The sequence below is a fragment of the Serratia sp. LTN-2 genome (assembly GCF_059740205.1).
Genome location: NZ_JCAXDO010000002.1, coordinates 429,180 through 444,898, shown reverse-complemented (window position 1 = coordinate 444,898; position 15,719 = coordinate 429,180). Strand labels below are relative to the sequence as shown.

Annotated in this window: 19 protein-coding genes; 11 read left to right on the top strand and 8 right to left on the bottom strand. The window is 62.9% G+C overall.

Annotation, left to right across the window (positions count from 1 at the left end; translation table 11 throughout):
• The first annotated feature begins 40 nt into the window (after positions 1-40).
• Positions 41-952 (top strand): LysR family transcriptional regulator, encoded by a 912-nt coding sequence (locus tag AC6BYQ_RS05835; protein WP_019454655.1) that lies wholly within the window; start codon positions 41-43, stop codon positions 950-952.
• Here the strand turns inward: AC6BYQ_RS05835 and AC6BYQ_RS05830 are convergent.
• From AC6BYQ_RS05830 to AC6BYQ_RS05815, 4 genes are all read right to left on the bottom strand, one after another.
• Positions 940-1,116: a YohO family small membrane protein gene (locus tag AC6BYQ_RS05830; RefSeq protein ID WP_016928550.1), complete on the bottom strand. Its 177-nt coding sequence runs from the start codon at positions 1,114-1,116 to the stop codon at positions 940-942. The genes AC6BYQ_RS05835 and AC6BYQ_RS05830 overlap by 13 nt on opposite strands.
• A gap of 106 nt (positions 1,117-1,222) precedes the next feature.
• Positions 1,223-2,143 carry a drug/metabolite exporter YedA gene (gene yedA, locus AC6BYQ_RS05825; RefSeq protein ID WP_498056483.1) on the bottom strand — a complete coding sequence of 307 codons (921 nt, stop codon included), beginning with the start codon at positions 2,141-2,143 and terminating at the stop codon, positions 1,223-1,225.
• Positions 2,144-2,251: 108 nt separating this feature from the next.
• The gene (locus tag AC6BYQ_RS05820) at positions 2,252-2,746 is read right to left on the bottom strand and encodes a DUF2878 domain-containing protein (protein WP_063919001.1); all 495 of its coding nucleotides are present in this window, start codon (positions 2,744-2,746) and stop codon (positions 2,252-2,254) included.
• 179 nt (positions 2,747-2,925) lie between these two features.
• On the bottom strand, positions 2,926-3,579 hold the full coding sequence (locus AC6BYQ_RS05815; protein ID WP_025159993.1) for a helix-turn-helix transcriptional regulator: 654 nt from the start codon (positions 3,577-3,579) through the stop codon (positions 2,926-2,928).
• Between the two features lie 103 nt (positions 3,580-3,682).
• Here AC6BYQ_RS05815 and AC6BYQ_RS05810 point away from each other — a divergent pair, with 103 nt between their 5' ends.
• From AC6BYQ_RS05810 to AC6BYQ_RS05785, 6 genes are all read left to right on the top strand, one after another.
• A complete protein-coding gene (locus tag AC6BYQ_RS05810; RefSeq protein WP_498056482.1) occupies positions 3,683-5,137 on the top strand; it encodes an MFS transporter in 1,455 nt (484 codons plus the stop codon).
• 30 nt (positions 5,138-5,167) lie between these two features.
• Positions 5,168-6,016, top strand: coding sequence for an AraC family transcriptional regulator (locus AC6BYQ_RS05805; protein WP_019454650.1), 849 nt, complete (start codon positions 5,168-5,170; stop codon positions 6,014-6,016).
• Between the two features lie 71 nt (positions 6,017-6,087).
• Positions 6,088-6,798, top strand: coding sequence for an AzlC family ABC transporter permease (locus AC6BYQ_RS05800; RefSeq protein WP_498056481.1), 711 nt, complete (start codon positions 6,088-6,090; stop codon positions 6,796-6,798).
• On the top strand, positions 6,795-7,106 hold the full coding sequence (locus AC6BYQ_RS05795) for an AzlD domain-containing protein (protein ID WP_019454648.1): 312 nt from the start codon (positions 6,795-6,797) through the stop codon (positions 7,104-7,106). Before AC6BYQ_RS05800 ends, AC6BYQ_RS05795 begins: the two co-directional genes overlap by 4 nt.
• Positions 7,107-7,175: 69 nt before the next feature.
• Complete coding sequence (locus AC6BYQ_RS05790; RefSeq protein ID WP_074054741.1) at positions 7,176-7,745, top strand: helix-turn-helix domain-containing protein; 570 nt, start codon at positions 7,176-7,178, stop codon at positions 7,743-7,745.
• Between the two features lie 2 nt (positions 7,746-7,747).
• Positions 7,748-8,266: a GNAT family N-acetyltransferase gene (locus AC6BYQ_RS05785; protein WP_498056480.1), complete on the top strand. Its 519-nt coding sequence runs from the start codon at positions 7,748-7,750 to the stop codon at positions 8,264-8,266.
• A gap of 3 nt (positions 8,267-8,269) precedes the next feature.
• Here the strand turns inward: AC6BYQ_RS05785 and AC6BYQ_RS05780 are convergent, their stop codons facing one another.
• The 3 genes from AC6BYQ_RS05780 to ompC all read right to left on the bottom strand — a co-directional run bounded on the left by AC6BYQ_RS05780 (position 8,270) and on the right by ompC (position 11,242).
• Complete coding sequence (locus tag AC6BYQ_RS05780; RefSeq protein ID WP_154746772.1) at positions 8,270-9,100, bottom strand: 5'-nucleotidase, lipoprotein e(P4) family; 831 nt, start codon at positions 9,098-9,100, stop codon at positions 8,270-8,272.
• Positions 9,101-9,116: 16 nt separating this feature from the next.
• A complete protein-coding gene (locus AC6BYQ_RS05775) occupies positions 9,117-9,965 on the bottom strand; it encodes a GNAT family N-acetyltransferase (RefSeq protein WP_154746773.1) in 849 nt (282 codons plus the stop codon).
• Between the two features lie 179 nt (positions 9,966-10,144).
• Positions 10,145-11,242, bottom strand: a complete 1,098-nt coding sequence (gene ompC, locus AC6BYQ_RS05770; protein ID WP_498056479.1) for a porin OmpC — start codon at positions 11,240-11,242, stop codon at positions 10,145-10,147.
• Between the two features lie 241 nt (positions 11,243-11,483).
• Between ompC and AC6BYQ_RS05765 the strand changes: the two genes are divergently transcribed.
• From AC6BYQ_RS05765 to dinG, 4 genes are all read left to right on the top strand, one after another.
• A complete protein-coding gene (locus AC6BYQ_RS05765; RefSeq protein WP_498056478.1) occupies positions 11,484-12,140 on the top strand; it encodes a glutathione S-transferase family protein in 657 nt (218 codons plus the stop codon).
• Positions 12,141-12,264: 124 nt separating this feature from the next.
• Positions 12,265-12,597: a carboxymuconolactone decarboxylase family protein gene (locus AC6BYQ_RS05760; protein ID WP_019454641.1), complete on the top strand. Its 333-nt coding sequence runs from the start codon at positions 12,265-12,267 to the stop codon at positions 12,595-12,597.
• The gene (locus AC6BYQ_RS05755) at positions 12,587-12,979 is read left to right on the top strand and encodes a tautomerase family protein (protein WP_019454640.1); all 393 of its coding nucleotides are present in this window, start codon (positions 12,587-12,589) and stop codon (positions 12,977-12,979) included. Before AC6BYQ_RS05760 ends, AC6BYQ_RS05755 begins: the two co-directional genes overlap by 11 nt.
• Positions 12,980-13,045: 66 nt before the next feature.
• Positions 13,046-15,244, top strand: a complete 2,199-nt coding sequence (gene dinG, locus AC6BYQ_RS05750) for an ATP-dependent DNA helicase DinG (protein WP_498056477.1) — start codon at positions 13,046-13,048, stop codon at positions 15,242-15,244.
• On the opposite strand, the gene AC6BYQ_RS05745 is transcribed toward dinG, so the two are convergent.
• Positions 15,245-15,679, bottom strand: a complete 435-nt coding sequence (locus AC6BYQ_RS05745) for an Lrp/AsnC family transcriptional regulator (RefSeq protein WP_038880548.1) — start codon at positions 15,677-15,679, stop codon at positions 15,245-15,247.
• Positions 15,680-15,719 lie beyond the last annotated feature (40 nt).

Genomic DNA, 15,719 nt, shown 5'->3' with positions numbered 1-15,719 from the left:
CCGCCATGCCGCGAAGTCGGCTTTCTAAGAAGGGAAATGCATGACCTCATTTGTCGATCTCGAGGTGTTTGTCCGCACGGTGGATGGCGGCAGTTTTTCCGCTGCCGCGCGCGCGCTGGATATGACGCCGGCGGCGGCCAGCATTGCGGTGAAAAGGCTGGAGCAGCAGCTGGGCGCGCGGCTGTTGGTGCGTTCAACGCGCAGCCTGAGGCTGACGGAGGAGGGGGCGCGCTATCTCGACAGCGCGCGCCTGGCGTTGGGGGCGTTGGCCGAAGGAGAGCAGGCGATCCGCGAGAAGCATCAGGGGCTGTCCGGGGTGCTGCAGATTTCCGCGCCGTCGGATTTCGGTCGCAATCTGCTGCTCGGCTGGCTGGATGAGTTTCGGCTTCAGCACCCGCATATTCAACTGCAGCTCCTGATCAACGATCGGCAGGCCGATCTGTTTCGCGAGCCGGTGGACGTGGCGTTGCGTTTCGGATCGCTGGCCGACTCTTCGCTGGTGGCGCTGCCGATCTTGCCACAGCATCGGCGGTTGATCTGCGCCAGCCCGGATTACCTGCGGCGGCACGGCGAGCCGCAAACGCCGGCCGATTTGGCCAGGCACAGCATTCTGGTGTATCAACCCAGCGGCAAACGGCAGGTGGAATGGCGGCTGTGGCGCGGTGAGGAGCTGGTCGAAGTGCCGCTGAACGGCAGCTATTTTACCGATGACGGCGAGGTGGCGCGGCGCTGGGCACTGGCCGGGCACGGCGTGGTGCGCAAGTCGGCGATCGACGTGGCGGCCGACATTCGCGCCGGGCGGCTGGTGCAACTGTTGCCGGAATGGCGCAGCGACGCGGTGCCGATCAATCTGGTCTGCCCGCATCGCTCGCAGATCTCGGAGCGCGTCAGGCAGCTGCAGCGCTTCTTACAGCAGCGCTGCCAGCGTTGGATGGACGATCACTTGGCCTGAAGGGTTTCGGTTTGCGCCGGTGTGGCGGCGGCGTCCCCGGCAGGCGCGCTTTCTTCGTGCGGGGTGGTGGAACGGGTGTAGATGTTCAGCCCGGCGAGGAACACGCCGCCCAGAGAACCGAAGGCGCACAGGGCGATGACGATGACGAACGCTTTTTTCAGCATAGGAATAATTTCGCAGGTTGCTTGGAACAGCGGGAATTATAGCCCCTTCGCCGGGTGAAACAAGAATCGTTTTTAACGGCGGCCCGCAGACCGCCCTTTGTGATCGCTACCGTTCGCTGTCGATGGCCTGCACGCGGGCCGGGCGGGCGAACAGGTATTTTCCCAGCGTCACCAGCACCACCGCCGCCACGATGATCACCAGCGCCAGCCACTCGCGCGGCGCCAGCGATTCGCCGGCAAAACCGATGCCGAGCAGCACCGCCACCACCGGGTTGACGTAGGCATAGCTGGTGGCGACCGCCGGGCGCACGTTCTTCAACAAGAACATATAGGCGCTGATCGCCAGCATCGAGCCGAAGACGATCAGATACCCCAGCGCCAGGAAGCCGCTGGCGCTCGGCATCTGAGTCAGGTGCTCGCCGCTCAGTTGGCTGGCGGCCAATAACACTACGCCGGCCACCAGCATCTCCGCCGCACCGGCCATCGGCCCGGCCGGCAGCGAGATACGCGATCCCAATACCGACCCAAAGGCCCAGCTGGCCGACGCCAGCAAGATCAGCAGCGCACCGGTCGGGTTGCCCACCAGGTTGTTGCCGGTGTTAAGCAGCACGATGCCCACTAACCCGAGCGCGATGCCGGCCCATTCCAGTTTGGTGTTGCGCATGCCCCACAGCAAGCTGAAGCAGAGGGTGAACAGCGGTACCGTCGCCACCATCACCGCCGCGATGCCGGAGGGCACGTGTTGGTGTTCCGCCACCGTCACCAGGCCGTTGCCCACCGCCAGCAGCAGAATGCCGATGACGCCGGCGGCCAGCCACTGCTTCGGCGTCGGCAGCGCGTGACCGCGCCAGGCCAGGAAACCGAACAGCACGATGCCGGCTGTCAGAAAGCGAATGCCGGCCATCATCAGCGGCGGCCACTGCGCGACGCCGAGACGAATGACGAAATAGGTGGAACCCCAAACGATATATAACGTGAACAACGCCCCGATCAACGGCAGGACGCTACGGCTTTGTTGGCTAAGCATAGGATTGTATTTTGCAGGGATGATTATTATTAGAACGCTCAGTAAACCCGATCGGGCAACCGATAAGCAATGGCCTTCGGCATTATTTTTCCGGCTGCCGAAAGCCGTTCAATGGTCCTGCTGTTTCCACCGCAGCCAGCTGACTGCCGGCAGGTAAATCGACCAGCCGATGGCCAACAGCAGCAGCATGAACTCCGGCGGCACGCCGGGCAGCAAGGCGTCCAGCTTCCAGGACACGGCGTAGGCGAAGGGGCCGACGGCGGCGCCCAACACCGCCAGCGGCCAGGGCGCCGCTCTGACCACGTCCAGCAGCCAATACCACCAGCAGCCGAAGCCGATCCACAGCGCGATGGTCCAGAGCGGCAGGCCGTGTTGCCCGCTGTAGTGCAGCACGCCGCTGTAGCTCCACAGCCCATCCATGCCGATACCGCCCAAGGCGGTCAGGGCCGCGCCTTTGCGGCGGGCTGCGGGGGTAAAGATCAATGCCAGCGCCGCGCCGGCGAGCAGTATGCCGTTGAGCCGATCGCGAGTCAGCAGCGCCAGCAGCCAGCAGACGCCCAGTCCCAGCGTCGCCAGCCAGAATCCGGCATGCGGCTTCTTCATCGTTCAACTCCCGTGGGGTTACTCTGCCGCTGCGCGCTAAACGCGCCGACGGATTTGCCAGAGCGGGCGCGAGGCCCGCCGTTTGCCTGAATGTTCGTTAATTAAACCTTAGAAGGGAAGGTGCAGGGTGCACAAGCAGAATAATCTGTACCGGTTGAAAACCGGGGCAAAAATAGTCGTTACAGGAGAGAAATCCGGTAGGCGCAGCGGCGCGAGCCGGCCAGAATATGCTCGGCGCGTTCCACCTGGGCCTGCAGCACTTCGGTGAAGATGCTCAGTTCCGCCCGGCAGAAGCCCTGGCAGACGGTGGCGGCGGCGCAGATCGGGCAGTGGTTCTCCACCAGCAAGTAGGAACCGTCCTCTTCGCGGCCCCATTCGGCCATATAGCCTTCGCGGCAGCGGATTTCGGTCAGGCGCGCCACGCGCTCTTCCAGGTCAGCGGCGCCGATCATCGCCTGCTTGTAGTTGATGCGGTTTTCCTGCTCGCGCGTCTCGATCAGCACGTCGATCGCCTGTTCGCCCAGCTTGTCGCGCACGGTGCGCAGCAGCTGCACCGTCAGGTCCGCATGGGTATCGGGAAAGCGCGCGTTGCCGGCCGAGGTCAAATGCCACAGCTGCACCGGGCGGCCCACGCCGCGCGTTTCCGCCACCGCTTCGACCAGTCCCTCTTTCGCCAGCTTGACGAACTGCTGGCGGGCCGCCTCACCGGTGGTGCCGAGCACCTTTCCTGCATCAGAAGCTTGCTGCGGGCCGCGGGTTTTCAATAGCGTCAGCAATCGGTCACTGACCGATTGTGCGGTGCCTCCGCCATTTTCCAAGTTTATTCTTGACATATTTCTCCGCCTCGCCCTAACTTATTCCAAGATAACTCTTGTTAAATTTAACGCAATCTCATGACCAACTCAATGCCATTCCTCTGAAAACAGGACGACAACCGTGATAACCCATGACGATAGCCGCTGGAGCGACCTTTTCTCCGGCAAAAATGCGGCCAGTGCGATCGCGCTTTCGCTCGGCGTAGCGCTGCATGCCATCAATATTCTGGTCGCCACCACCATTCTGCCCTCGGTGGTGCAGGATATCGGCGGGCTGGATCTCTATGCCTGGAACACTACGCTGTTCGTGGTGGCGTCGATCCTCGGCTCCGCGTTGTCGGCCCGCTTGCTCAGCGGTTACGGCGCGCGCAGCGCCTATCTGGTGGCTTCGCTGTTCTTCCTCGCCGGGGCGGCCCTGTGTGCGCTGGCGCCGAGCATGCCAGTGATGCTGATCGGCCGCACGGTGCAGGGCTTCGGCGGCGGGCTGATCTTTGCGCTCTCTTACGCGATGATCAACCTGGTGTTCGAGCAGCGGCTGTGGCCGCGCATCATGGCGCTCATCTCGGCGATGTGGGGCATCGCCACCCTGGTGGGGCCGGCGGTGGGCGGCATTTTCGCCGAGCTGCACGCCTGGCGCTGGGCCTTCGGCATTCTGCTGCCGATCATGGTGCTGTACGCCGCGTTTACCTTTGTGATCCTGCCCAAGGGCAAGGCGCAGCAGGCGGCCGCGCCATTGCCGACCGCACAGCTGCTGTTGCTGACCGTGGCGGTGCTGGTGGTGTCCGCCGGCAGCCTGGCGCACAGCGCCTGGATCAACCTGGCGGGCATCGCGCTCTCGTTAGCGCTGATGGCCTGGCTGCTGAAACGCGAAGCGCACTCGCGCGCCCGCCTGTTGCCGCACGGCGCGCTGCGGCGCGGTTCATCGCTGGCGGCGCTCTACATCACGATCACGTTGTTGACGATCGGCATGACCAGCGAAATCTTCGTGCCGTATTTCCTGCAGCTGCTGCACGGCCAGTCGCCGCTGATCTCCGGTTATATCGCCGCCACCATGGCCGCCGGCTGGACGCTGTCCGAGATCCTCAGCTCCGGCTGGCGCGGGGCGGGCATTCGCCGGGCGATCGTCAGCGGGCCGCTGTTCGTGCTGGTGGGGCTGTTGGCGCTGGCGCTGCTGATGCCGGTGCCGTCCGGCGGCCACTGGCAGGCGCTGACGGCGCTCGTCATTGCGCTGTCGCTGGTGGGGTTCGGTATCGGCTTAGGCTGGCCGCACCTGCTGACGCGCATTTTGCAGGTGGCGCCCGAAGCGGACAAAGATATCGCTGGCGCTTCGATAACCACGGTGCAGCTGTTCGCCACCGCATTCGGCGCGGCGCTGGCCGGGATGATAGCCAACCTGGCGGGGTTGAACGATCCGGGGGGCGCGGCGGGGGCGGCGTCGGCGGCGCGTTGGCTGTTCCTGGCATTTGCGCTGGCGCCGCTGCTGGCGGTATTCAGCGCCTGGCGCTGCGCGGCGATTGCACCACCGAGCGCCGAGACGGGCAATTTTGTACAAAACCCGTCCTCGCGCGAGTGCTAGAATGCCTCTCATTCAGCGGAGGTAGGCAAGATGAAGGCGGAAGGCGCAGCACGCAAAGCATCCCGGGAACAGGCCCATTTCATGCACGTCGACGATCTCGGCGGGCTGGAAGTGCTGCAGGCCACCTACCGCCGCCAGAGCTTCTCGCGCCATAGCCATGAAGGCTTTTGCGTGGGCGTCATCGACGACGGCGCCCAGCGCTTCTACCGTACCGGCGGTGAACACGTGGCGCCGCTGGGCAGCATTATTCTGGTCAACGCCGACGACATCCACACCGGCAGTTCCGCCACCGAAGAGGGCTGGTCATATCAGGCGATGTATCCGACGCCGGAGCTGCTGGCCTTTTTGTCGCGCGATCTGAAAACCGGCGCCGGCGCGACGCCTTATTTCCCCAACCCGGTGGTGCATGACATCGGCCTGGCCGGTCAGCTGCGGATGGCGTTCAGCCTGCTGCGCAGCGATGAGAACCGGCTGATGAAGGAGACCATGGTATTCTCGGCGCTGACCTGGCTGATGCTGCGGCACGGCAAAAGCCGTATCGACCCTGCGCCGCAGAGCCGGGCGCAAAGCCAGGTGGCGCGGGTGAAAGCCTTTCTCGACGATTTTCCCGAGGCGGACATTTCGCTGCTGGAGCTGGCGGAGCGCGTGGCGCTCAGCCCTTATTACCTGCTGCGACAGTTTCAGCAGGCCACCGGTCTGCCGCCGCATGCCTATCAAATTCAGGCGCGGTTGCGCAAGGCGCGCGGCATGCTGAAGGCCGGCAGCAGCGTGCTGGACAGCGCGCTGAGCTGCGGTTTTCACGATCAAAGCCATTTCCACCGCCATTTCCGCAAATCGATGGGCGTTACGCCGGGCGACTACGTCAAATCGCTGAAATAGCCGGGCAATCGGGTGCAATACCCGTGTGCACGCGCGCCGTAAGCTGGCTTCTTCAACCCAAGGAGAAGCGCATGACTGATTCAATCCCCCTCATCACACCGCCGTCCGCCCGCCTGCGTCCTGCGCTGCAGGGCGGGGCGGCGATCTTGCCGCTGTGCCTGGCGGTGGTGCCGTGGGGCGTACTGGCCGGATCGATGGCGATGCAAAGCGGCCTGACGCCGGCGCAGGGGCTGGGCATGTCGGCCATCGTGTTCGCCGGCGCGTCGCAGCTGGTGGCGATGGGCATGATCAAGGGCGGCGCCGGGCTGCTGGCGATCTTGTTATCGACCTTTTTCGTCACCGCCCAGCATTTTCTTTACGCGCTGCGGTTGCGCGAGCGCATCGCGCCGCTGCCGCTGCGCTGGCGGCTGGCGCTGGGGTTCTTGCTCACCGATGAGCTGTTCGCGCTGACCGGCGAACAGACGCCGGCGAGTTTTAACCGCTGGTATGTGCTGGGTGCCGGGCTGACCTTCTATTTGTGCTGGTTCCTCTCCACGCTGCTCGGCATTGTGGCCGCCGGCAGCGCCGGGGATCTGGACGGTTACGGGCTGGACTTTTCCATCGCCGCCACCTTTATCGCCATCGTGGTGCCGCTGGTGCGCAGCCTGCCGGTGTTGGCCTGCGTGCTGACCGCGCTGCTGCTTTCCATCGTGCTGCACCATTTTCAGACGCCGGGCGCATTGGTGATCGCCACCGTGGCGGCGATGCTGGTCGGGTTGCTGTGCAGCGGGGGGCGCGGATGATCTGGCTGACGATCGCCTTGATGGGGCTGGTGGTGTTCTTCAACCGCTACTGTTTTCTGGCGCCGGGGTTGCCGCTGCGCCTGTCGCCGCGCGTTAAGACCCTGTTGAGTTTTTCCGTACCGGCGGTGCTGACGGCGATTTGCGGGCCGATTGTCGCCTTCAGCGGCGACCAGCTGCGAGCCGCGCCGGACAATCCTTACCTGTGGGGCGCGGTGTTTGCGGTGATACTGGCATTTTTCCTGCGCAACATGCTGGCGGTGGTGTTGCTGAGCATGCTGATTTTCATCGCGCTGCGCGGCGTTTTTTAAAATCCGCTTGCCATATCTCTAATTTGAGATTATTTCTCTTATATGGGATTTTGACGCGGAGTATGAACGGTGGATAACGGTCTGGATCATGCCGACCTGAGGTTGGCGCAACGGCTGGCGGATTTGCGTCAGCAACGAGGGTGGTCGCTGGAGGCGCTGGCGCAGCGCACCGATCTTAGCCGGGCGACCCTCTCGCGGGTAGAGCGCGCAGAAACCAGCCCGACGGCGTCGTTGCTGAACCGGCTGTGCGCCGCCTACGGGCTGACCATGTCGCGCCTGCTGAGTGAAATCGAAGACGAACCGCCGGAGCTGCTGCGGCTGCAGCAACAGCCGGTGTGGGTCGATCGCGCCAGCGGTTTTCAGCGCCGCGCCGTTTCTCCTCCCGCCGCGCTGTATAAGGCCGAGTTTATCGAAGCCCGGCTCGATGCCGGCACGCAGATCGATTACGACCTGCCGTCGATTCCGGCGCTGGAGCATCACCTCTGGCTGCTGTCCGGGCAGCTGGAACTGACGCTGGAAGGGCGCGTTTTCCGGCTGTCGCCCGGCGACTGTCTGCGCTATCGCCTGTTCGGCGCCTCCCGTTTCCATGTCCCCGGCGCTGAGCCGGCCCATTACACGCTCGTTATCTGCAGGCCCTAATCATGATTGAACTGCAACAGTGGGACGCCGGCGCGGCGCAAAGCGCCATTGCCGACTTGGCCGAGATGCTGTACGCCAGCGTAGCGCACGGCGCAAGCATCGGTTTCGTCATGCCCTTTACGCTAGAACAGGCGCAGGCGTTTTGGCAGGGGCTGCTGCCGGCCCTGGCGCGGGGAGAACGCGCGATGCTGGTGGCGCTCGCGCACGGCCGGCCGGTCGGCACCGTGCAGCTGCTGCTGGCGATGCCGGACAACGGCCGCCACCGGGCGGAAGTGGTCAAGCTGATGGTGCACCCGCAGGCGCGGCGGCAGGGCGTCGCGCGGCTGCTGATGCAGGAAGTGCAGGCGCTGGCGGCGCGCCATCAACGCAGCCTGTTGGTGCTGGACACCCTGAGCGGCAGCGCGGCGCAGGGGTTATACCGCCAATTGGGATTCGAGGCGGCGGGCGACATTCCGCAATACGCCCGCGCCAGCGACGGCGGGGCGTTGGAGGCCACCTGCTATATGTACAAACTGCTGTGAGGGTTAGCGCCCGCTCCAGGCGTTGATCGCCTGCTGGCGCACCTGCAATTTTTGCTGCGGCGTCAGCTTGTTGTAGTCGCGGGCCAGGCCGCTTTCCCAATCGCCGTACATCGGGTTGGGCAGCACGATGAATTCGGTGCCGAACTTACTCTGGTTCTCGCTGACGAACGCCCGGCGCTGCGCGTTATCCTGGTGGTAAGTCGCGGCGCCGAAGTCGTTCAGGTTGTCGCCCGCGTACACCACGATGTCATAACCGGCTTGTTTGATGGCGTCGAAGCGCGCCTGCTTATTGGAGGTGTCGGTGCTGAGCAGCACGGTTTTTTCCGACATGCCGGTGAAACCGAGTTTCTGCATGTTGGCCACCGTGGCGGCATATTCGCTCTGTTTGCGGTTCGAGACGTAGAACATCGTCCCCTGATGGCCGTTGACGTAGCGGGCGAACGACACCGCGCCCGGCACCGCGCGGGCCTGTTCGGCTCGCGTCCATTGGGCCCAGGTGGCGCCGTCGTACGGCTGGCCCTGCTGCGCTTGCCAGCCGGAGTAGGCGCTGTTGTCCAGCATGGTTTCATCCAGATCGACCACCACCGCCTTTTTGCGGCCCGGTGCGGCCCTGGCCTGATCGAAGGCGCGCTGCGCGCTGTTGAACGCCTGATGCGCCAGCGCCTGGTATTCGCCGGACTGCTGGAACCAGTTCACCGCCAGCACCGATTGATCCGCCAGCCGCTGCTGGACCTGCGCATCGGTGCGCGGCGGCTGCGCGCAACCGGCCAATGTCAGCAGCGCGACGCCAATCGCCGCGCCGAGGGTGAGTTTTCGTACCTGTTTTCCTGCCATCGTTATCTCTCGCTTTTTATTGTGGACTGTCCAGCAGCATATCCATCTCGAACTGACGCAGAGGATCCTGCCGCCAGCCAAGATGCGTAAAGAAGGGGGCGGCCACCTCCGGCACAAAGACGTTGGCGGTCAGCGGCAAAGGGGCGAACTGCGCCTGCAGCGCGGCCAGCAAGGTGCGGGCATGCCCCTGGCCGCGGTGCTGCGGCGGCACGTAGATCAGGCGCAGCCAGCAGTGCTCGGCGCCGGGCATCACCACGGCGTAAGCCTGACGATTGAGCGTATAGGCTCGCGGTTTGCCCGGCAGTTTGAACAGCGATTCGGGGGCGATCAGCCAGGGCAGGTCGGTGGCGCCTTCCGCCGTCAGGCGATGGCTGACGGTCAATGGATCGACCGCCTGCAGAGTCGCCGTGCCTGGCGGCATTTCCGCCGGCGCCTGGTGGCCGGTCAGGGTGCGCACGATGCGCAGCCCGGCGCCATGATACAGCGCCAGCGCGGCGTCGTTGCCTTCGATCACCTCCAGCGACAGCCGCCGATCGCCGCGCTGGCGGGCATCCGCCACCAGCCGCCGCATCAGCGCCTTGCCCAACCCCTGGCCGCGCATCTCCGGGCGCACGGAAAAGGCCGCCACCCGGCTGTGCTGGCCGCGGCGGGCGATCAGCGCCACCGCCACCGGTTCATGGCGATGGGTGACGATCAGGCTGTCGTTGAGGCTGAGGTCTTCGGCGCCGAAGCGGGCGGCGAAGGTCGGCCCGTCGACAACGAAGCGCACGATGTAGTTTTCAAAACAGTGGTTGAGGATGTTGGCCAGTTCGTCGCTGCTGTAGCGCAAGGCGTTGTGGTAATCGAAGCGTCCGTCGTTATGCATGGCTGATTCCGCTCGGGGGGAAAGCTATACATGTAGACCCGTTTGTTTGGCAAGGCAAGCCGGGGGATTCGTTGGCGGGAAAATAAAAACAAAAAAGCCGGACGCAGCCGCCCGGCGAAATAAAACTCTGGGTATCAAGTGACGCTAAAGTTTGCAGTGGTGGTTATTCATTCATCACATCAGAACTGGTAGGTCAGGGCGACGGCAATCACGTTGTCGTCTTTCAGACCCAGCTTGTTATTGCTGTCGAGCTGGTTGATTTTATAATCGACATAGGTCGACATGTTCTTGTTGAAATAGTAATACGCGCCCACGTCGATATATTTCACCAGGTCGGTATCGCCGATGCCTTCAATATCTTTACCCTTCTGCTGAACGTAACCCAGCGATGGACGCAGACCGAAATCGAACTGATATTGTGCAACCAGTTCCAGGCCTTCGGCTTTATTGGCGAAGCCGCTGACGGAGGTGGAACGGTTATTGATGGTGGCGGTGCCGGAAATAGGCGCGATGTTGCGGCTTTCCGAGTAGGTCGCGGCCAGATAGACATCGTTATTGTCGTATTTCAGACCGGCGGCCCAGATATCGGCCTTGTCGCCTTTACCGAAGGTGCCCGCTTTCTGGCTGGCGGTACGGTTGGAAGAGGCATAGGCGGCGCCCACGCTCAGACCGTCGATGATTTCATAGCTGGAGGAAAGGCCCCAGCCGTCGCCGTTCGCCTTGCTGGTGGAGCGGCTGTCGTTTTCGTTTTTGCCCTGGTACTGCACGGCGAATTTCAGACCGTCGACCAGGCCGAAGAAGTTGTTATTACGGTAGGTGGCGACGCCGTTGGTGCGGCCGTTCATGAAGTTGTCGGTTTTGACGTAAGCGTCGTCACCGAATTCAGGCAGCATATCCGTCCAGGCGCCGACGTCGTAAATAATGCCGTAGTTGCGACCGTAGTCGAAAGAACCGAAGTCTTTATATTTCAGACCGGCGAAGCCCAGGCGCGTTTTAGTGTCTTTGGTGCCGTCGGATTCAGAATGGTTGGCGGCGATCTGATATTCCCACTGGCCGTAACCGGTCAGCATGTCATTAATCTGGGTGGCACCTTTAAAGCCGATACGAACGTAGGTTTTATCACCGTCGTTGCCGGCATCATCGGAGAAATAATGCAGGGCTTTCACACGACCGTAAAAATCGAGTTTGTTGCCGTCTTTATTGTAGATTTCTGCTGCCTGTGCCGCTTGCGCAAGTAAAAGTGCCGGAATAATAACGGCCAGAAGATTACGTTTCATGGGTTACCCTGCTTTATTCGATTAAAAGACGCTTATCATCAGTTGCATTGCTGTTTTACTGTGCCGCCTGACTGTTGGCGGCGGAGAATTTTTACCGTAGTAATGTGATCTATTTATGACAAAAAATTCATTTTCATGTCGAACGATTAAAAAAGTCGCGCAAAGGGTGAATTTTTTCTTCAGCCGACGGTCAGCGGCTGGTCTACAGTTACCGATACCTTGTTTCGCTGCCGGAGGAATCATGCACGATACTTATACGTTGTTCGGTACGCAGGGCTGTGGCTCGACGATCGTGGCCGCCGCGTTGGTGTTGACCGCTTTCCCGTGGGGCTATGAGGAAGTGGATTACACGCAGGACGGCCCGGAGCGGGAGCGTCTGTTCGCCCTGAACCCGCTCGGCCAGGTGCCCACCTTAGTGTTGCCCAATGACGAAGTGATGACGGAGAGCGCGGCGATTATTCTGCTGTTGCACGATCGCGCGCCGCACGCCGAGCTGGCACCCCCTGGCGGTTCGCCGCTGTTGCCGCGTTTTCTGCGCTGGCTGTTGTTCATCAACGCGGAGATTTACCCCACCTTCACCTATGCCGACCATCCGCAGCGCTGGCAGCCGCAGCCGGCGGGGGCGGAACAGCTGAAAAACGCGGTGATGGGCTACCGCGAGCGTCTATTGCAGCAGCTGAACGCCGCCGCCGGCGCCACGGGCCCGTGGTTTCTCGGCAAAAGCTTCAGTGCGTTAGATCTGTACGTGGCGGTGATGTGCAACTGGCGGCCGGGCCGTGCGTGGTTCCGGCAACACTGCCCGCGGCTGTACGCCATCGCCGAGCGGGTGGAGCAGCGGCCGGAGCTGAACGCGCTGCTGAGCGCCCATTTCGACGGCGTTGCCCCGCTGGCGTCGTAAAATCCTCCCCGCCGCCGGCGGGGAACCCTCCCGTTTTTCTGAACCGAGCCTGCCGAAAATCCCGATTTTCACTCGCTGCGGCGGCGGGTAGCGTAAGGCTATCCGCAACTGACAGGAGAGTGTGATGCCATCAAAATCCCAGGCCGGGCAACAGGCGTTCGGCGATATCGCCCCCAAGCTGGCGCAGCTCAGCGACAGCGTCTTGTTTGACGATGTTTGGCAGCGGCCGGCGCTGAGCCCGCGCGAACGCAGCCTGATCACCGTCGCCGCGCTGGTGGCGCTTAACCGGGTGGAACAGCTGCCGTTTCACCTGCAACTGGCGCAGCGCAACGGCGTGGCGCATCAGCAGCTGGCCGAGCTCATCACCCATCTGGCGTTCTACGCCGGCTGGCCCGCGGCGGCGTCGGCCGTGGCGCGCCTGCGCGAGCTGGAACAGGAGGACAACCATGCCGTTTAGCCGCATCGCCCTGCATCAGGGCAAGTCCGCCGACTATCTGCAAACCTTGTCCGACAGCCTGCATCAGGCGCTGGTGGAGGCCTTCGAGGTGCCGCCGGCGGACAGGTTTCAGGTTATCGATCAATACCGCCCCGGCGAACTTATCTACGATCGCGATTATCTCGGTGGGCCGCGCAGCGCGGATTTCGTACTGTTTTACATCACCGCCGGGCGGCCGCGCGACACCGACACCAAGCGGCGCTTCTACGGGCGGCTGGCGGCGCTGCTGGCGGAAAACCTGCGGCTGAATCCTGAGGATGTGATGGTGGTGATCACCACCACCCAGCGGGACGAGTGGTCGTTCGGCGCCGGGCGCGCTTCGATGATCGATCCGCAGGCGTAACTCGGGCTGACGTCGCCGGCGGTCTGTGGGACAATAGCGCCATCATTTCGTTTAGATAAGAGTTGAATGGCGCTCTCCTCCGCAGTTAAAGATCAGATTGGCCAGTGGTACAAAGCCCTGCAGCAGCAAATACCGGATTTTATTTCCCGCGCGCCCCAGCGCCAGATGATCGCCGAGGTGGCGAAGACGCTGGCCGGCGACTACCCGCGCCATCTGGCGATCGAGGCGCCGACCGGCGTCGGCAAAACGCTGTCTTACCTGATCCCGGGCATCGCCGTCGGGCGGGCGGAGAGCAAGCCGCTGGTGGTGAGCACCGCTAACGTGGCGTTGCAGGACCAGATCTACAGCAAAGATTTGCCGCTGCTGAAGAAGATTATCCCCGATCTGAAATTTACCGGTGCCTTTGGCCGTGGGCGCTACGTGTGCCCGCGCAACCTGGCGGCGATGAGCACCGACGTCAGCCAACAGGGCGATCTGACGCTATTTCTCGACGACGAGCTGGCGCCGTCCAGCGGTGAAGAGCAGGCGCTGTGCCAGAAGTTGACCAAGGCGTTGGCCCGCTTCGAGTGGGACGGGCTGCGCGATCACTATCAGCAGAGCATCGACGATCCGCTGTGGGCCAAGCTGAGCACCGACAAGGCCAACTGTCTGGGGCGCAACTGCCACTACATCCGCGAATGCCCGTTCTATATCGCCCGCAAAGAGATCGAAAGCGCCGACGTGGTGGTGGCCAACCACGCCCTGGTGATGGCGGCGCTGGAGACGGAATCGGTGCTGCCAAACCCGAAAGAACTGCTGCTGGTGCTGGACGAAGGCCACCATTTGCCGGAGGTGGCGCGCGACGCGCTGGAGATCGACGGGGAAATCACCGCGCTGTCGACCAACCTGCAGCTGGACATGATCGTGCGCCAGGTCGAGCAGTGCATGACGCAGTACCGGCCGAAGAACCCGCCGGGGCTGAGCAACAGCGAGCGGCTGAAGAACCATTGCGAAGAGCTGCGCGAACGGGTGCAGATCTTCGAGCATCAGGTCAGCGCCTACCTGCCCGGCGACAGCGTGGCGGCCGAGCACCGTTTTGAAATGGGCGAGCTGCCGGCGGAGATGGTGGAGAGCTGCGCTCGGCTGTTCAAACTGACCGATGCATTGCGTGGGCTGGCGGAGTTCGTGCTTAACGATCTCACTGAGCAGACCGGCAAGCACGACATCATGCGCCTGCATCGCGCCATCCTGCAGATGAGCCGCACGCTGGGCTATCTGGAGGCGATGAGCAAGCTGTGGCGGCTGGCGGCGCTCGACAAGTCGTCGAACGCGCCGATCTCCAAATGGGTCACGCGCGAGCTGCGCGATAACGTCACCCATCTGTATCTGCACTGCGTCGGCATTCGCGTCAGCGATCAGCTGGAGAAGCTGCTGTGGCGCAAGGTGCCGCACGTGGTGGTCACCTCGGCCACGCTGCGTTCGCTGAACAGCTTCGCGCGTTTGCAGGAGATGAGCGGGCTGAGCGAGAAGGCCGGCGATCGCTTCGAAACGCTCGCTTCGCCGTTCAATCACGTCGAGCAGGGCAAGATTGTCATTCCGCAGATGCGTTATGAACCGGCGCTCGCCAACGAAGCGGAGCACCTCGAGGAGATGGCGCGATTTTTCCGCGCCGAGCAGGCGAGCGGCAAGCACAAAGGCATGCTGATCCTGTTCAGTAGCCACCGGGCGATGCAGACCTTCCTCAGCTACGTGACCGATCTGCGGCTGATGCTGCTGGTGCAGGGCGACCAGCCGCGCTACCGGCTGGTGGAAGAGCACCGCAAGCGGGTGGAGAAGGGCGTCGCCAGCGTGCTGGTGGGGCTGCAATCGTTCGCCGAAGGGCTGGATTTGAAAGGCGAGCTGCTGACCCAGGTGCATATTCACAAAATCGCGTTCCCGCCGATCGACAGCCCGGTGATCATCACCGAGGGCGAGTGGCTGAAATCGCTGAAGCGTTATCCGTTCGAGGTACAGAGCCTGCCGAGCGCCTCGTTCAACCTGATCCAACAGGTCGGCCGTCTGATCCGCAGCAACCAATGCTACGGCGAGATCGTAATCTACGATCGCCGGCTGCTGACCAAAAATTACGGTTCGCGGCTGCTGGCGTCGCTGCCGGTATTCCCGATCGAACAGCGCGCGGTGCCGGAGGCCGACAAGGCGCATCTGGCGGCGCTGAAATCCGCCGCCGACGCGGCCAAAAAAGAGAAGAAGCGCGGCAACCCGTTCGCCCGCAAGCGTCGGCGTTAATCAGAGCAGCGGCGGCAGGCGGCGTTTAACCGGCGTGGTTTTCACGATTGAGGTGTTGCTCTGCGCATGCTCGGCCAGCCGATCGAGGGTGTGGTCGAGCTGCTCCATCGAGTGCGCCACCAGCCGCACGATAAAGCAGTCTTCGCCGGTTACCTTGTCGCATTCGACCACTTCCGGGATCGCCTGAATCAGCTGTTCGACCTTCTTCAGCATGCCCGGCAGCGGCTTGATGCGCACCAGTGACTCGAAGGCGTAGCCCACCGCCTGCAGATTGACGTTCAGGGTATAGCCCTGGATCACGCCGCTTTCCTCCAGCCGCCGCAGCCTTTCCGAGGTGCTTGGCGACGACAGCCCCACCTGTGCGCTCAGCGTCTTCAACGACGCGCGCGCGTCCTGCGCCAAAAGAGTCAGGATCTGGCGATCGATATCATCCATAACGCCTCCGTTAGGTATTTTCTTGATTATAGCTACGAGA

Bases quoted from the DNA above. Each gene is read 5' to 3' on its own strand.
- AC6BYQ_RS05835 (WP_019454655.1), top strand. From the start codon at position 41: ATGACCTCATTTGTCGATCTCGAGGTGTTTGTCCGCACGGTGGATGGC.
- AC6BYQ_RS05830 (WP_016928550.1), bottom strand. From the start codon at position 1,116: ATGCTGAAAAAAGCGTTCGTCATCGTCATCGCCCTGTGCGCCTTCGGT.
- yedA (WP_498056483.1), bottom strand. From the start codon at position 2,143: ATGCTTAGCCAACAAAGCCGTAGCGTCCTGCCGTTGATCGGGGCGTTG.
- AC6BYQ_RS05820 (WP_063919001.1), bottom strand. From the start codon at position 2,746: ATGAAGAAGCCGCATGCCGGATTCTGGCTGGCGACGCTGGGACTGGGC.
- AC6BYQ_RS05815 (WP_025159993.1), bottom strand. From the start codon at position 3,579: ATGTCAAGAATAAACTTGGAAAATGGCGGAGGCACCGCACAATCGGTC.
- AC6BYQ_RS05805 (WP_019454650.1), top strand. From the start codon at position 5,168: ATGAAGGCGGAAGGCGCAGCACGCAAAGCATCCCGGGAACAGGCCCAT.
- AC6BYQ_RS05800 (WP_498056481.1), top strand. From the start codon at position 6,088: ATGACTGATTCAATCCCCCTCATCACACCGCCGTCCGCCCGCCTGCGT.
- AC6BYQ_RS05795 (WP_019454648.1), top strand. From the start codon at position 6,795: ATGATCTGGCTGACGATCGCCTTGATGGGGCTGGTGGTGTTCTTCAAC.
- AC6BYQ_RS05785 (WP_498056480.1), top strand. From the start codon at position 7,748: ATGATTGAACTGCAACAGTGGGACGCCGGCGCGGCGCAAAGCGCCATT.
- AC6BYQ_RS05780 (WP_154746772.1), bottom strand. From the start codon at position 9,100: ATGGCAGGAAAACAGGTACGAAAACTCACCCTCGGCGCGGCGATTGGC.
- AC6BYQ_RS05775 (WP_154746773.1), bottom strand. From the start codon at position 9,965: ATGCATAACGACGGACGCTTCGATTACCACAACGCCTTGCGCTACAGC.
- ompC (WP_498056479.1), bottom strand. From the start codon at position 11,242: ATGAAACGTAATCTTCTGGCCGTTATTATTCCGGCACTTTTACTTGCG.
- AC6BYQ_RS05765 (WP_498056478.1), top strand. From the start codon at position 11,484: ATGCACGATACTTATACGTTGTTCGGTACGCAGGGCTGTGGCTCGACG.
- AC6BYQ_RS05760 (WP_019454641.1), top strand. From the start codon at position 12,265: ATGCCATCAAAATCCCAGGCCGGGCAACAGGCGTTCGGCGATATCGCC.
- AC6BYQ_RS05755 (WP_019454640.1), top strand. From the start codon at position 12,587: ATGCCGTTTAGCCGCATCGCCCTGCATCAGGGCAAGTCCGCCGACTAT.
- dinG (WP_498056477.1), top strand. From the start codon at position 13,046: ATGGCGCTCTCCTCCGCAGTTAAAGATCAGATTGGCCAGTGGTACAAA.
- AC6BYQ_RS05745 (WP_038880548.1), bottom strand. From the start codon at position 15,679: ATGGATGATATCGATCGCCAGATCCTGACTCTTTTGGCGCAGGACGCG.